The following is a 14,610-nucleotide window of genomic DNA, read 5'->3' on the forward strand; positions in this document are numbered from 1 at the left end:
CTTTCCCGTTCCTGCGGTTCCCCGTGGGAGTGAGAAAAGTAATGTATAAAAAACTGCCGTATGATCTTTTGTCCAAAGTCACGTTACCCCTTAATTACCAAAGCGTTGAGACGGCCTTTTGAGATAATTAAGGGGTGTTCAAAACGTGCGGCTATTTCATCGTGGGCATTGAGAAAACAGACTGTGATGGATCATGGTCATTCCAGCGACTGGTCACCATCTTCATACGGGTATAGAAGCGGACACCGTCTGGGCCATGCATGTGCAGAGGACCAAACAGAGAGCGTTTCCAGCCGCCAAAACTGTGGAACGCCATCGGTACCGGGACGGGGACGTTAATACCGACCATGCCCACCTGAATGTGCTGGGCAAACTCTCTGGCGGCCTTGCCATCACGGGTAAAGAGCGCCGTGCCATTCCCATACTCATGGTTATTGATCAGATCCACCGCATCCTTGAAGCTTTCAACACGACAGATGCTCAGTACCGGGCCAAAAATTTCTTCCTTATAAATGGTCATGTTCGGTGTGACGTGATCAAACAGCGTGCCACCGATAAAGAAGCCTTTTTCATGACCGGGAATGGTCAGACCACGACCATCGATCAACAACCTGGCCCCTTCCGCAACGCCCTGGTCAATATAGCCTTTCACCTTATTCAGGTGCTGCTCACTGATCAGGGCCCCCATCTCGTTTTCCTGGCCGTCAACGATACCGGGACCAACACGCAGTGCTTCTACCTTAGGCTTCAGAACCTCCAGCAGGCGTTCGGCGGTTCCTTCACCCACCGGAACGGCTACTGATACCGCCATGCAACGCTCACCGGCGGCACCATAGGCTGCACCCATCAAGGCATTGGCAGCGGCTTCCATATCGGCATCCGGCATAATGACCATATGGTTCTTGGCACCACCCAGTGCCTGCACCCGCTTACCATGCTGGCAGCCACGGTTGTAGATGTATTCGGCCACCGGTGTTGAACCGACAAAGCTGACGGCTTCGACATCCGGGTGGGTCAGCAGGACATCAACGGCGTCCCGGTCACCGTTCACAATGTTAAAGACACCTTTGGGCAAACCTGCCTCGGTAAGCAGTTCAGCCATGCGCATCATGGCACCTGGCACCTTTTCGGAAGGCTTCAGGACAAAGGTATTACCGGTAGCGAGTGCAACCGGGAACATCCACATAGGCACCATGGCCGGGAAATTGAAAGGAACAACACCAGTGCAAACCCCCAATGGCATCATCTGTGACCAGCTGTCGACACCGCCACCCACATTCATGGAGTTCTCACCTTTGACCAGGTGTGGAATGCCACAGGCAAATTCGACCACTTCAAGGCCACGAACCATCTCACCTTTGGCATCGGAGAGAATCTTGCCGTGTTCACGGGATATCAGTGTTGCCAGTTCATCAATATTGGCTTCAATCAGTTCTTTAAAGCGGAACATAATGCGTGCCCGCTTCAGGGGGCTGGTCAGTGACCAGGCAGGAAATGCAGCTTTGGCTGCCGCAATGGCTTGAGTAGTTTCTTCAGCCGTTGCCAGACTGACGACATGTGTCTTTTCACCGGTGGCTGGGTTAAAAACAGGGCTGGTGCGGCCAGAAGTGCTGGCCAGTAATTCACCGTTGATATAGTTGCCGATGGTTGTCATTCGTATTTCCTTCATTCTCTAAATTATTAAAAGGTCAGCACTAGTCAGGCTTGATAGCTGCGTTCCTGCCAGAACTGAATCAATCGGATGTAGTTGTTCGTTACCTGGTGGAGCAGTTCATCATCGGTAATTTCACCCGCAAGCCATGCCTTTGAAGGTTGACCAAAAATAGTGCGGCCAACCATGAAGCCTTTACAGACACTGATGCCTGAAGCGGCGTTAAATCCTTTTTTGAGCTCTTCTTCAGGGGCGTCCAGGCCAAGAAGAATGACACCGCGACAGTGTGGTGCTTTTTCCTGAAGCAGGGACTCAATGGCCAGCCAGGCGCTGCGGGAGGGAGCGGGGACTTTCCACCAGTCTGGGCGAACGCCAATGTCATAGAAACGTTCCATGGAACGAACCAGAGTCTGATCATCCGTTGCAGAACCTTTGGGCGGAATCAGCTCCAACAGGAACTCATGACCACTGGCCAGACAGGCGTTGTATACCGATTGAACCTGATGTTCCTGATCCAGTCTCAGCGTTTCCTCATCATCCGGATGGTAGAAGCAGAGACATTTCACTACGTGTTCAGAAGACCATGTGGTTAAACGGCTGGCGACACTGGCTGTCGAGTGGTTACCGTGCTCAAAGCGAAGAGGGCGGGAGCCCGGCAGCTCTACAGGGCGGCCTATCCACCACCCCTTGCCGGTAATGTCATTCAGCGTATCCTGACCATAGGTATCATCACAGAGAATACCGGCTTTACCCTCCAGGCCCATTTCACGGGCACCCTGTCGGGCGGCCTCCAGAATCAGGCGCTTAAGTGGCTTGATACGTGCCCGTTCAACACCAGCCTGATCACACATCTCTTCCAGTTGAAGACGATGGTCAAATGCCAGCACATTGAGTTCAGGCCATTGCACATCCCGACAGGTCACCCGATGGAGATAATTCAGATGTTCATCCAGGTCTGGGCGGAGAATTTCCTGCTCTCTGGCCAGGTAGTAATCCAATTCTTCAACCGATGGCATCGCCGGTGCACAACCGTGTCGGGATACCACCAGAGCGCCACAGGCATTGGCGTAACGGAGGCATTGCTCCCAGGGCTCTTCACGGACAAAACCCCGTAACAGGCCCGACATGAAGGCATCACCGGCACCCAGTACGTTCAGCACTTCAATACGGACGCCCTGGCCATTAATACCACCATCCAGGTCTTCTGGTATTTCACCGGTGTACACCGATGCACCCAACGCTCCCCGTTTAAGGACGATGGTTGCTTTGCTGAGCTCGCGCACCTTCCTTAGGGCGGCCAGTGTATCTGTGGTGCCACCAGCAATATGAAGTTCTTCTTCGGTACCCACGATCAGGTCAAACAGTGGAACGATACTTTGCAGATGCTCCGTCACCTTATCATTGGCAACAAACCGATTTTCACCTTCGGCCTTGCCGGTGAGCCCCCAGAGTACGGGGCGATAATCGATATCCAGTGAAGTGCGGGTACCGTTTTTTCTGGCAAACTCGATTGCTTTACGACAGGCGGCGTTTGTTGTGGGGGTGGAAAAATGGGTGCCGGTGATATGGAGCACTCTGGCACTGGCAATAGTGTCTTCGTGAATATCGGCATCACACAGCGCCATATCGGCACAGTTTTCACGATAGAAAATCAGGGGAAAAGTATCCTGGTCCTCAATGCCCAGTACAACGAGTGCGGTCAGTCGTTCGGTATCGGTCATCAGGTGATCGGTTGAACAGCCAACCCGATCCAGCTCTTCTTTGAGGAATCGCCCCATATGGTCATGGCCAACCCTGGCCAGCATGGCAGAGTTCAACCCCTGGCGGGCAGTACCATAAGCGACATTGCCTGATGATCCCCCAAGGTATTTGGCCATGGAAGTTACATCTTCCAAGCGGCTGCCAATTTGCTGGGCATAGAAGTCAACAGCGATACGGCCTATGCAGATGACATCCAGCGTTTTGCTCATGATTCTGGTACTCCCATTTTCTGAGGGACTGTTTTTGTGGTAGCTGGTTCTTACTGAAGTAATATGAAATATTTATTTCATATTTTTATCATATGGAATTTTTGATTTATTTGACTTGAAGCAAGAATCACAGGAATGAAAAAAAACCAGCAGGTGCTGGCTTTTAAGGGGGGTGGAAAATCAGAGTGTGATGCGCTTACCGGTAGTCATGGACGCAACACAGGCATCTGCCAGTTCAAGGGCATTAATGCCATCATCGATATTGGTCAGCAGTTGTTTGCCATCCACCAGGGCATCGATAAAGTTCTGCAGCTCAATTTTATAGGCCTGACGGTAACGCTCCAGGAAGAAGTGTTCTGGCTGATCCTGTGAAACTCCCTGATGGTTGCTGACAGTGACTTCGCTGGGCTTATGGTTCCCTGCCTGTACCATTCCTTCGGATCCAAAGACTTCTATACGCTGATCGTAGCCGTAAACAGAACGTCGGCTATTGTTGATATGGCAGATTTTACCACTGGCGGTTTTCAGAAGGACCATCGCTGAGTCAATGTCACCGGCCTCTCCAATGGCTGGGTCTACCAGGCAACTGCCGGTTGCATACACTTCAACGGGCTTCTCACCCAGCAGCCAGCAAGCCATATCAAGGTCATGAATCATCATATCGCGGAAAAGGCCACCAGACTGTTTGACGTATTCCGCTGGAGGAGGGCTTGGGTCACGGCTGGTGATAATAACTTGCTCGGTTGCTCCGATAGCACCGTCGGCAATTCGCTGTTTCAGAGAGTTAAAGGTTGGGTCATAACGACGGTTAAAGCCCAGGGCACAAACGACACCGGTTTCACGAACAGTGGCCGCGCAATCACGAGCTCTGGAAATATCAAGATCTACGGGTTTTTCACAGAAGATGGCTTTGCCAGCTCGAGCAGATCGCTCAATCAGATCGCAGTGGGTGTCTGTTGGTGTACAGATAACAACAGCGTGAATCTCAGGATCTGCCAAAACGTCTTCAACAGTACTGACTTTGGCATTTAATGCTGTTGCCAAAGCTGCGGCTGCTTCCGGAAATGGGTCAACAATTGAGTGAATATGGCAAGCCGGTGATTCAGCCACATTAGCAGCATGGATGCGGCCAATACGACCTGCACCGATGACGGCGAAGTTAATCATTATTTTCTCCAGTATGTTCTTTGTAGTCAGCGCCTGGTTTTCTCCGGGCTTTGTTTTTTCAGAGTGGTTTCAGAATTAGTTCTTCAGCATCCATTCATGGGCGGGATCGTTCTTGAATTTCCACTGCCGCTTTGGGCCTGCCATTACGTTGAGATAATAAAGGTCGTAACCATGAGGAGCCCCGACGGGATGATATCCCCGCGGCACCATAACGGTGTCACCATTCTCTACACAGATGGCTTCATCAATACTGCGGTCATCGGTATAGACACGCTGGAGTGCATAGCCCTGTGGCGGGTTCAGCCGGTGGTAATAGGTTTCTTCCAGGAAAGACTCTTCTGGTAGTGAATCAGTGTCGTGTTTATGGGGAGGGTAGCTGGACCAGTGACCACCGGGTGTATACACCTCGGTAATCAGCAGGCTGTCAGCCTTGGCATTCGCCATCATGATGTTGTGAATGTACCGCTTATTTGTTCCTTCTCCCCGCTCAAGCACTTCAACATCCTCTGGTCTAATCCACTGGACCTGTTGATTGATACCCAGATGGGGAGCCTTGCAAAGTGCAATTTCGGACGTGGTCTCAGCCGTGATGTGTACAGAGATACCTGCCGGAATGTAGAGGGCATCAGTCGGAATCTGATCAAAAACAGACGTTCTCTGCCCCAGCTGAGGAAACAGTTCTTCACCGGCGTTGATTGACACTTTCCCTTCAAGGATGACAATACAGAGCTCATCTTCACCAGAGTTCAGTTCATGACAGCTTCCCTGCATAAGCTGCAAAACCTGAAAACCCACATACTTAAGGCAGGACTGGCTACGCTGAATATTGATGATTGACCCATCGGTCATATCGGTAGAGGCTTTGACCAGCAGTTCAGACATGAACACTCCCTTTGGTGGATTATCGATGACTCTCAAGATCCGTTTACGTAAAATGTGGAAAATAAATTCCGTTTTTTATGGTAATGGAATAAAAGTTGCAGTTTGTTGATCTATGGCAGATAAGCAGCACCGGTTGTTAAAAGATGAGTTTTAATGGTGAGTACAATCGATCAATCTGTTGGTAATGGAGTATTTCAGGCGCTTATCCAGGAGCATTACGACGGGTTAAGTAAACGACTTAAGCAGTTAGCCCGTTATCTGCTGGAGAACCCTGAACGTCTGGCACTTTGTACGGTGGCTGAACTTGCGGGTGAAGCGGATGTTCCACCCTCTACGGTTATTCGCCTGGCCAATGCCCTGGGGTTTGATGGTTTCAGTGAAATGCGTCGAGAGATCCGGTCCCAGTTACACTACACCGGCTCTTATACGGATCGTGTACAGGCTGCCTGCCCGGAAAGTGCTCAACAGGGCACGCTGTCCCCTTTGATTGAAAAGAGCCGGGGATCACTTCAGGTACTGGAACAATCAATTAATGAAAAAGATCTGCTTCGGGCGGTGAGTTTGATCCAGCAGGCGGATACCATCTATGTGATGGGTGTACGAAGAGCTCATCCGGTTGCTACCTATCTGGCGTATGGTCTCTGGCAGCTGGATCGACGCTGTGTTCTGCTGGGAGGGAAAGGCGGACTGCATCAAGAAGAAGCGGCGGGCATTCGTCGTACAGATCTGGTCTTTCTGATCAGCTATTATCCCTATGGAGAAGAAACGCTGTGGATGCAGGAACATGCCCAAATGAGAGAGGCAAGGCTGATTACTCTGACGGACAATGAAGTCAGCCCTCTGGCTAAAGACGCTGATCTGGTATTATTTGTCAGAGATGCTGAAGTGGGAGGTGTACGTGGGCTTTCAACTTCCATGTGCCTGGCGCAGGGGCTTATCCTTTCATTAGCTAAAAACTGAGGATCTTTTGTCAACAGAAAAGAGTTCAGTATAACGGATAGCCTGAGAGAGCCTTATTTACATAGTGTCTCAGGCTATCAGGCAAATCATTCCGTAGCTTTTGCTACTTTGACAGCAGCTTCAATATCCGGAATGGTGGTCAACTCAGGCACACGCTGAATGTAGGAAATCCTGTTATTTTTATCGACCACAATGATAGTTCTGGCCAGCAGGCCAAGCTCTTTAATCTGAGTGCCCGTTTTATTTCCGAAATCATGAGCCAGGGAGTCGGATAGGAAGTTGACCTGACTGTCTTCCAGGTCGTGCTTTTCGATAAAGCGTTGTTGGGCAAATGGTGTATCTGCACTGACAACAATAAACTCTATATCACCCAGGTCTTCACTGTTCTTTTTGATGAACGCTGCCAGGTCATTGGATTGCTGCTCGCAAACTGGAGTATCAACAGACGTCAGAACAACATATACCCTGGGGTTTCCATTGTTTTTGCTGGTATCAAAAGCGCCGAGATTGGAGTCTGTTAATACCATGGAAGGCATTAATTGGCCGACTTTCACTGCCTTGCCTGTCAGGTGAAAGACCGTATCTTTTTCCAGAGTTAATATTTTTCTGGCACCAAGATCGGCATGATCCTGGGTAACTGGAAAATCAGCGAAAGCAAAAGTGCTGGAAACCAGTGACAGAAAAAGAGCTGAGCATTTCATCATTACATCAGCTCCTTAACGGCACTGAGCGCCAGTTCATAGTTTGGCTCTTCAGCAATTTCTGGTACCAGTTCACTGTAGGTGACATTACCCTGAGCGTCGATGATGATGACTGCCCGTGCTGCCAGCCCTCTCAAGCCACCTTCCGCAATATTTACACCGTAGTGCTCTGTGAACCCGGGGGAACGGAAGAATGAGCCGGTTTTCACATTCTCAATGTCTTCTGCCGCACAGAAGCGGCCGGTAGCAAATGGAAGGTCTGCAGATACGCAAAGCACAATCGTGTTGTTCAGACTGGCAACCTTTTCATTAAATTTGCGAACGCTGGTTGCACAGACAGGAGTATCAATACTTGGGAAAATATTAAGTACTAACGTTTTTCCTTGAAAATCCTCAAGGGATATATCGTTGAGGTCTGCAGCGCACAAAGAAAATGCAGGGGCTTTTGATCCGGGTTGGGGGAACTTGCCGGAAACCTTAACCGGCGCACCTTGAAAGGTCACTTCAGCCATTAACTAAACTCCTCGTTAGGGGTAAATTGCTTATGAGGTAGTCAAATAGTAGTAACTAAAGTTAATGGTTGCCGTTTTAATTACAGTTAAGAATTACAATTCTATTTATTGGTTCTAAAGTGCTTTTTAATAGGGAAGAACAGCGGGCCGAATACCAATCAGCCTTAGCCTGAAAGGTAGGGCTCATTGGTACTCTTTCAACTTATCTACACCATGACATCCATGATCAATTTCATCCCGGTAATAAACAGCCCAAGATACAGAAATTGATAAAATATCTTTTCTGGCAAAGTGTTTACCAGCTTCATACCCAGTCGAACGCTCAGCGGGCAGAAAGGTAATAGTATCAGCGTCAGCAGAAGATTATCCGCTGTGAACTGACCCATCTGGCCATAGGCGGGAAGCTTGGCAAAGTTAATGATGCCAAAAAATACCGCTGTCGTGCCTGCCAGCACTTTTTTATCCAGCTTTTGGGGCAGCAGGTAAATACTCATTGGTGGTCCGCCAGCATGAAGACCAAAACTGGTGAAACCACTGACCGTGGCCCAGAAGATGCCCGCAATAACACCGGGTTTGCCAGAGGTTTTACGGTATCGCTGAATAAGAGGAGTAAGCCAGTGATGCAGGCAAAACAGTACCGCAATCACACCAATCATCAGGCGTATGGCCGTATCGGGTAACCGATAAAAGACCAGAACACCCAGAACCACACCCATCAGTCCCGGCGCCATGATGATTCGCATGGTTTGCCAGTGAACACTGTGTCTCCAACCCCAGATGGCAAAACCGTCCATCACCAACAGCAGGGGGAGCAGAATGGCCGCAGCCTGAAGAGGGGACATCACCAGTGACATCAGCGGTACCCCGATCATACCCAGGGCACCACCCAGACCTCCCTTGCCGAGGCCATTAATAACAACGGCAGGGATGGCTACAGCCAGTATCGATAGTTCGGGCAGCACTTAGCAGAATCCTGACTGGCGTAAGTGGTTCAGACTCTTGCTGACATCTTCCAGAGAGGTTCCTGCTGCTTTGGGGTCACGTTCCTGCTCGATAACAATCCATCCACGGTAGTTTATTTCCGTGAGAGCCTGTTTAACGGCAGGATAATCCACGCAGCCTTCACCGATAGGGCACATCACACCGTATTTACAGGCGTCCCAGAAGCCCATACGGGAGTCGATGCAGTGTTTAAGTCGCTCAGCACGGACATCCTTGAAATGAACATAGGCCAGACGATCTTTGCACTGCTTAAGCCAGTGCACTGGATCCATGTCGGCATAGACGCAATGGCCAGTATCCAGACACAGGGAGATGGTGTCGTCAAAAAGGTCTTCCATGGCACGAGTCACCTCATCGGCATACTCGATATAGCCGCCAGCGTGTGGGTGTAGAACAGGCTTGATGCAATACTCATGGGCAATATCCGAAATCTGCCGAATAGTGCTCATCATGATTTCCCAGTGGTAGTTATCCAGCCTGGGAGCAAGGTCTTTCAGGCCCGCATAGGAACTGCGAAGACCGTTGACACTGTCAATCACCACCAGGTATTCACTGCCCAGCTTATTAAGCAGCTGACAGATTTTGCGGGTTTTCTGCAGAATAAATGGACGTTGTTCTTCATCCCACAGCGGCTCAAAGATGGTACCGGCACTGATGGTCAGTTCGCGGATACCCAGCTCATCCCGCAACTGCACATGATCGGTTGGCAGGAAACCATAGGGCCCCAGCTCCAGCCCTTTGTAGCCGGCTTTGGATGCCTCATCCAGAACCTGCTGCCAGGGTGGGTTATCTGGGTTGCCCGGGTCTTCTACTCCCCAGGAACAGGGGGCATTGGCGATCCTGAACTGGCTTTCCTGTCTGTGAATAGCCATGTTTACAACTCCTGCTATTGGTCGTTTATGAATAAAAAATGCTATAGGAAAGCTTTTTCAGCACAAAGGCACGAAGCCAAAAAGCCACAAAGCTTCTAAGAACTCGGGTCTTCATGAAGAGCATGAGAGCAAGGATCTTTTCCTTTGTGTCTTCGTGCCTTTGTGGTTCAGTCTTTTAAAACGCTGTTAACTCTTTCTGGCGTTCTTGCGCATATCAAAGACAACCGCAGCTACGATGATCACGCCTTTGATTACCATCTGCCAGTAAGCAGAGACGTTAAGCAGATCAAGGCCATTATTGAGTACACCAATAATCAATGCACCGACGACAGTACCCTGAATGGTTCCGATACCACCGGAGTGACTGACACCACCAATGGTGGCTGCAGCGATGGCGTCCAGCTCGAACATATTGCCGAGACCCGGCTGGCCGGAGCTGATACGGGCAGAGAGAACCAGCGCAGCCAGGGCAGACATCACACCACCGAGGATATAAACGAGGATTTTGTATTTGCTGACGTTGATTCCGGATACATGAGCCGCCTGCTCATTACCGCCAATGGCGTAAACGTATTTACCAAAACGGGTATGGTTCAGCAGGATGTAACAGAGGACGGCCATAACCGCGAAGAGAATGACCGGGAAAGGAATACCAAGAATCTCGCCCTGTCCCATAAAATTATATTCGGGGGTCAGTGAGCTGACGGGGCGGCCATCGCTATAAATCATGGCGGCGCCGCGGGCGACAATCATCATGCCTAACGTGGCAATGAACGGTGGAATACCGGTTTTGGCCACAAAGACACCGCTGATACCACCACACAGGGCTCCAATCGCCAGTCCCACTACGATCGGTACAATAACCGGAAGTACTGGCAGGGCCGGGTACATTCTTGCGGCCCAATCAGGGTTCTGGGCCAGAGAGGCGGCCACCACAGAAACCAGAGCCAATACAGAGCCGGAGGACAGATCGATACCCCGGGTGATGATGATGATGGTAACCCCCAGGGCGATCAGACCAATACTGGTAACCTGACGTATAATATTCAGAATATTATTCACAGTCAGGAATGCTGGGTGCATGATCGACATGAACAGCACCAGGCCCAGAAAGACAAAGTAAATACCGTATTTACTGATAATGTTTTTAATCAGTGCTTTTTTTTCGTCTGTACTCAGGTGATGGCCACCTGTGGATAACGCGGGGTTTGACATGACAATTTCCTTGATACTCAATGCTTCAAAGCTCTTAGCTCTTAATGAGCGCTACCCGCTACCCGCTGCCCGTAAAGCATGCATATCTTTTTCGGGCAGCGGGAGGCGGGTAGCGGACGGCGAAAGCTAATTCAGAGCGATATCCATAATGGTTTCCTGACTGGCTTCTTCATGGCTGAGAATCCCTTTTGCCCGTCCTTCGTGCATGACCATGATCCGGTCACAAAGTCCAAGCAGTTCCGGCATTTCAGAAGAGACCATAATGACGGTCTTGCCTTGGGCAGCGAGCTGGCTGACCAGTTTGTAAATCTCAGCTTTCGCGCCAACATCAATGCCGCGGGTCGGTTCATCCAGAAAGAGAATATCCGGTTGAGTCAGCAGCCAGCGGGCCAGCAATACTTTCTGCTGATTACCGCCACTGAGGTTACCGATCGGCGTTGACATGGAAGGGGTTTTAACCCGGATCTTCTGACACTCCTCTCTGGTTTCTTTTCTAAGTCGAACGAGATCAAGTAATTTGAACTGGTTGATGTAATTGCCAATATTGGCAATACATCCATTGTCTTCTACTGAGAGCATCAGGCTGAGGCCGGTCTGGCGACGGTCTTCGGTCAACAGGGCCATGCCGTGCTCAATAGCGATGGAAGGGGAGGGAATATCGACTTCTTTCCCGTCGATATAAATGGTGCCAGATGATTTCTCGTTAACACCGAAAATAGTTTCGATCAGCTCTGTCCGTCCTGCACCGACGAGACCTGCGATACCAAAAATCTCACCTTTCCGGACGCTGAACGACACATCGTTGAATTTCCCGTCCAGTGAGAGCTTATCGATCGTCAGCATGGGCTCACCGATGTGATGATTTTCACGGACAAACATGTCCTTGAGCTCCCGCCCAACCATCATATTGATCAGCTCACTCTGATTGGTCTCTCTGGAATAAACACAGCTGATGTACTGGCCATCACGAAATACAGTTATTTCGTCGCATATCTGGAAGATCTCGTCCATTTTGTGGCTGATATAGACAATGGAGACCCCTTCACCCTTAAGGCGACGGATGATTTCAAAGAGGTGTTTCACTTCTTTATCGGTCAGGGATGAGGTGGGCTCATCCATGATGATAATGCGGGCGTTATAGGAGATGGCCTTGGCAATTTCGACCATTTGCATCTGCGCAACGGTCAGTTCACACATCCGCTTTTTGGGATCCATTTCCAGATCAAGGCTGCGCAGCAGAGTCTGGGTATCGGTCCACATTTTGTCATGATCAATCAGCTTCAGAGGACCTTTTAACGGCTCCCGGCCAAGCCAGATATTCTCGGCAACGCTGCGGTGAAGGATTGGAGCCAGCTCCTGATGAATCATGGTGACACCGTTTTCCAGGGCATCTAGGGCGCTGTCAAACTGAACGTCCTGACCATCCAGAGTGATGGTGCCACTGTCACGACTGTACATGCCGAACAGTATTTTCATCAGCGTTGATTTACCGGCGCCATTCTCGCCCATCAGGGCCATGACACTGCCTTTTTTCAGGCTCAGTTGCACGTTATCCAGTGCCTTGACGCCAGGGAAGGATTTCGAAATTCCCCGCATATCGAGGACAACTTCTGCCTCTGCTTGCATATTGCCTCCATCGGTTGGTTGAACCACAAGGTGCTGAATCGTTGATTTCAATGACTTTGTGGCTCAAACGGCTGCTGTTTCTATGCGGTGGTGAATTACAGGTAGTCTTTGTAGTTTTCAGGGGTTACCAGCTCGAAAGGAATCCAGGTTTCCTTTTTCACCGGCTTTTTCTTGGCGAGGTTATAAGCGACCATCAGACTGCCAGCTCCCTGTCCAATGGGGTCCTGGAATACGGTGGCATCAAGGCGACCGTCTTTCATAAAGGCCAACGCATCTGGTGTGGCATCGATACCCATTACCAGAACCTTGTCTTTCATATTGCTGGCTTCCAGAGCTGCAACGGCGCCCAGTGCCATATCATCATTGTTAGCGATAATGGCAGCCATGTTGTCGCCGGAAGTGATCCAGTTTTCAGCGACGCTCATACCGAGGTCACGCATCCAGCGGCCAGTCTGTTCACGGGTCACCGCCATCTCTGGGTGGTCTTTCAGGATATCTTTCACACCCTCGGTACGTTTGACGGTGTTATCCAAGCCGGGAATACCCATAATGACTCCGACCTGGCCTTTTCCCTGAAGCTTATCTGCAATGTATTTACCCTGGATCTGACCAGCAGTGCGTTCATCGGAGCCGACGTAGTACGTTCCTTCAGGCAGTTCTGTTGGCATTCGATTCAGATACACGATACTGATGCCTGCCTTGATGGCTGCATCGGAGATGGACTTGGCGGCATCGCCATTGGTAGGGCAGACGATCATGCTGTCCATGCCCTGGGCAATAAAGTTTTCAACCTGCGAAAGCTGAATGGTGATGTCTTCTTTACCGTCGGTGTAGACCACATCAACATCGCCCAGTTCAGCCGCTTTGGCATCCATGGCATCTTTCATATACATCTGGAAAGTGTCGTTGAATGCGCAGAAAGAAGCGCCGATCTTGATTCGTCCATCGTCTTTCTGGCCACAGCCAGCCAGAATCGCCATGCTTGACACCAGAAGCAGTTTGGTGAGCTTCTTCATATCTACCCTCACTTTCTGAATCGTTCTTATTACAGACGGTTATGCAGAACCACCATGGCTTGCATTACAGGGGCCAGTACACAGCCCAGCCTTTTCGCAGAATCTTCCCGGGGTTTGGCGTGGTGTATTTTGATGTTCTTTGTGAATTTTGCTGTTGATATGTGTCAAAGCATTGCATTGATTTTTCGTTTTTATTTTTTTGGAATTTTTTTTCCATTTTCGGATGCAATTGTGGCCCCGTAAGGAGCCACAAGTCTTATATGATTGAAAGGCTGATCAGGCCAGTGGTTCACCTGTCTGAGCAAAGCCAGCATTAGCAGCAGGCTGTTTGGCCTTGCCATAGCGTGACATGAAATGCTCTTCCATACGCTCCAGGCTGACACCTTTGGTTTCCGGTACGTAGCGCTGAACAAACCAGTAGGCGAAGACACAGAACAGACTGAATACCCAGAAGCTGAAGGCGCCATTGAACTGCTCCTGCAGCCAGGCATTGTCATTCAGCATTGGGAATGTCTGGGTGACAACAAAGCCGGTGGTCCACTGGGCAGCAACAGCGATTGCCATGGCCTGAGAGCGAATGCGGTTCGGAAAGATTTCAGAAATCAGGGTCCAGCAGCAGCAGCCCCAGCTGACGGCAAAGGAAACAACATAGATGATGAGGCCGATCAGCGCCGTATAACCGGTGGACTGGTTAAAGATGCCCCAGCTGGCCATCAGCATACCGATCAGACAGCCAATTGAACCGACCTTCAAAAGTGGTAAACGTCCGGTTCTGTCGATCAGGTACATACCCAGAGAGTTACCACCGATAAAGACGATACCGATCATACCAATTGAATTTTCTAACTACTGTATAACTGCCCAATCACGGGAGCACAGACTGAACAGTCGACCAGCTTCGCTGCAAAGGTTATTCCAAGCTTCACAGCAACAATCTACAATATTTTCATAACCTGAAAATGCTTTGTTTGATAAGTCATGCTCCCGCATCCACTCCCATAGCCTTTCTGAGCTGTTTAACTCCGGTGCGAATGGT

General features: G+C 50.0%; 13 protein-coding genes and 1 pseudogene. 1 reads left to right on the forward strand and 13 read right to left on the reverse strand.

All coding sequences use genetic code 11. The features are described from left to right. Positions 1–151 precede the first annotated feature (151 nt). The 4 genes from AK963_RS11275 to iolB form a co-directional block, all read right to left on the reverse strand. Positions 152–1,654 (reverse strand): CoA-acylating methylmalonate-semialdehyde dehydrogenase, encoded by a 1,503-nt coding sequence (locus AK963_RS11275; RefSeq protein WP_066015551.1) that lies wholly within the window; start codon positions 1,652–1,654, stop codon positions 152–154. A gap of 44 nt (positions 1,655–1,698) precedes the next feature. After that, on the reverse strand, positions 1,699–3,621 hold the full coding sequence (locus tag AK963_RS11280; RefSeq protein WP_066015552.1) for a bifunctional 5-dehydro-2-deoxygluconokinase/5-dehydro-2-deoxyphosphogluconate aldolase: 1,923 nt from the start codon (positions 3,619–3,621) through the stop codon (positions 1,699–1,701). Between the two features lie 180 nt (positions 3,622–3,801). After that, positions 3,802–4,788 (reverse strand): inositol 2-dehydrogenase, encoded by a 987-nt coding sequence (gene iolG, locus AK963_RS11285; protein WP_066015553.1) that lies wholly within the window; start codon positions 4,786–4,788, stop codon positions 3,802–3,804. Positions 4,789–4,863: 75 nt separating this feature from the next. After that, a complete protein-coding gene (iolB, locus tag AK963_RS11290) occupies positions 4,864–5,670 on the reverse strand; it encodes a 5-deoxy-glucuronate isomerase (RefSeq protein ID WP_066015554.1) in 807 nt (268 codons plus the stop codon). Between the two features lie 153 nt (positions 5,671–5,823). On the opposite strand from iolB, the gene AK963_RS11295 reads away from it, so the two are divergent. After that, a complete protein-coding gene (locus AK963_RS11295; RefSeq protein WP_066015555.1) occupies positions 5,824–6,630 on the forward strand; it encodes a MurR/RpiR family transcriptional regulator in 807 nt (268 codons plus the stop codon). A gap of 86 nt (positions 6,631–6,716) precedes the next feature. On the opposite strand, the gene AK963_RS11300 is transcribed toward AK963_RS11295, so the two are convergent. The 9 genes and pseudogenes from AK963_RS11300 to AK963_RS35305 all read right to left on the reverse strand — a co-directional run. Beyond that, positions 6,717–7,334 (reverse strand): redoxin family protein, encoded by a 618-nt coding sequence (locus AK963_RS11300; protein WP_139117359.1) that lies wholly within the window; start codon positions 7,332–7,334, stop codon positions 6,717–6,719. Further along, positions 7,334–7,843 carry a thiol peroxidase gene (gene tpx, locus AK963_RS11305; protein ID WP_066015556.1) on the reverse strand — a complete coding sequence of 170 codons (510 nt, stop codon included), beginning with the start codon at positions 7,841–7,843 and terminating at the stop codon, positions 7,334–7,336. Before tpx ends, AK963_RS11300 begins: the two co-directional genes overlap by 1 nt. Before the next feature lie 206 nt (positions 7,844–8,049). Beyond that, on the reverse strand, positions 8,050–8,805 hold the full coding sequence (locus AK963_RS11310; RefSeq protein WP_066015557.1) for a sulfite exporter TauE/SafE family protein: 756 nt from the start codon (positions 8,803–8,805) through the stop codon (positions 8,050–8,052). Next, the gene (locus tag AK963_RS11315; RefSeq protein ID WP_066015558.1) at positions 8,806–9,717 is read right to left on the reverse strand and encodes a TIM barrel protein; all 912 of its coding nucleotides are present in this window, start codon (positions 9,715–9,717) and stop codon (positions 8,806–8,808) included. Positions 9,718–9,903: 186 nt separating this feature from the next. Next, positions 9,904–10,932, reverse strand: coding sequence for an ABC transporter permease (locus AK963_RS11320; RefSeq protein ID WP_175404492.1), 1,029 nt, complete (start codon positions 10,930–10,932; stop codon positions 9,904–9,906). Between the two features lie 126 nt (positions 10,933–11,058). Continuing rightward, a complete protein-coding gene (locus tag AK963_RS11325) occupies positions 11,059–12,558 on the reverse strand; it encodes a sugar ABC transporter ATP-binding protein (protein ID WP_066015559.1) in 1,500 nt (499 codons plus the stop codon). 95 nt (positions 12,559–12,653) lie between these two features. Next, positions 12,654–13,574 carry a sugar ABC transporter substrate-binding protein gene (locus AK963_RS11330; RefSeq protein WP_066015560.1) on the reverse strand — a complete coding sequence of 307 codons (921 nt, stop codon included), beginning with the start codon at positions 13,572–13,574 and terminating at the stop codon, positions 12,654–12,656. Between the two features lie 276 nt (positions 13,575–13,850). Next, complete coding sequence (locus tag AK963_RS11340; protein WP_066015562.1) at positions 13,851–14,402, reverse strand: MFS transporter; 552 nt, start codon at positions 14,400–14,402, stop codon at positions 13,851–13,853. An 18-nt stretch (positions 14,403–14,420) separates the two neighbouring features. Next, a pseudogene (locus AK963_RS35305) lies at positions 14,421–14,610 on the reverse strand (IS630 family transposase); the annotation flags it as partial.

Origin of the sequence: Endozoicomonas atrinae (genome assembly GCF_001647025.1) — a bacterium.
In the GTDB taxonomy this organism is placed as follows: domain Bacteria; phylum Pseudomonadota; class Gammaproteobacteria; order Pseudomonadales; family Endozoicomonadaceae; genus Endozoicomonas; species Endozoicomonas atrinae.

Bases quoted from the DNA above. Each gene is read 5' to 3' on its own strand.
- AK963_RS11275 (WP_066015551.1), bottom strand. From the start codon at position 1,654: ATGACAACCATCGGCAACTATATCAACGGTGAATTACTGGCCAGCACT.
- AK963_RS11280 (WP_066015552.1), bottom strand. From the start codon at position 3,621: ATGAGCAAAACGCTGGATGTCATCTGCATAGGCCGTATCGCTGTTGAC.
- iolG (WP_066015553.1), bottom strand. From the start codon at position 4,788: ATGATTAACTTCGCCGTCATCGGTGCAGGTCGTATTGGCCGCATCCAT.
- iolB (WP_066015554.1), bottom strand. From the start codon at position 5,670: ATGTCTGAACTGCTGGTCAAAGCCTCTACCGATATGACCGATGGGTCA.
- AK963_RS11295 (WP_066015555.1), top strand. From the start codon at position 5,824: ATGGTGAGTACAATCGATCAATCTGTTGGTAATGGAGTATTTCAGGCG.
- AK963_RS11300 (WP_139117359.1), bottom strand. From the start codon at position 7,334: ATGATGAAATGCTCAGCTCTTTTTCTGTCACTGGTTTCCAGCACTTTT.
- tpx (WP_066015556.1), bottom strand. From the start codon at position 7,843: ATGGCTGAAGTGACCTTTCAAGGTGCGCCGGTTAAGGTTTCCGGCAAG.
- AK963_RS11315 (WP_066015558.1), bottom strand. From the start codon at position 9,717: ATGGCTATTCACAGACAGGAAAGCCAGTTCAGGATCGCCAATGCCCCC.
- AK963_RS11320 (WP_175404492.1), bottom strand. From the start codon at position 10,932: ATGTCAAACCCCGCGTTATCCACAGGTGGCCATCACCTGAGTACAGAC.
- AK963_RS11325 (WP_066015559.1), bottom strand. From the start codon at position 12,558: ATGCAAGCAGAGGCAGAAGTTGTCCTCGATATGCGGGGAATTTCGAAA.
- AK963_RS11330 (WP_066015560.1), bottom strand. From the start codon at position 13,574: ATGAAGAAGCTCACCAAACTGCTTCTGGTGTCAAGCATGGCGATTCTG.
- AK963_RS11340 (WP_066015562.1), bottom strand. From the start codon at position 14,402: ATGATCGGTATCGTCTTTATCGGTGGTAACTCTCTGGGTATGTACCTG.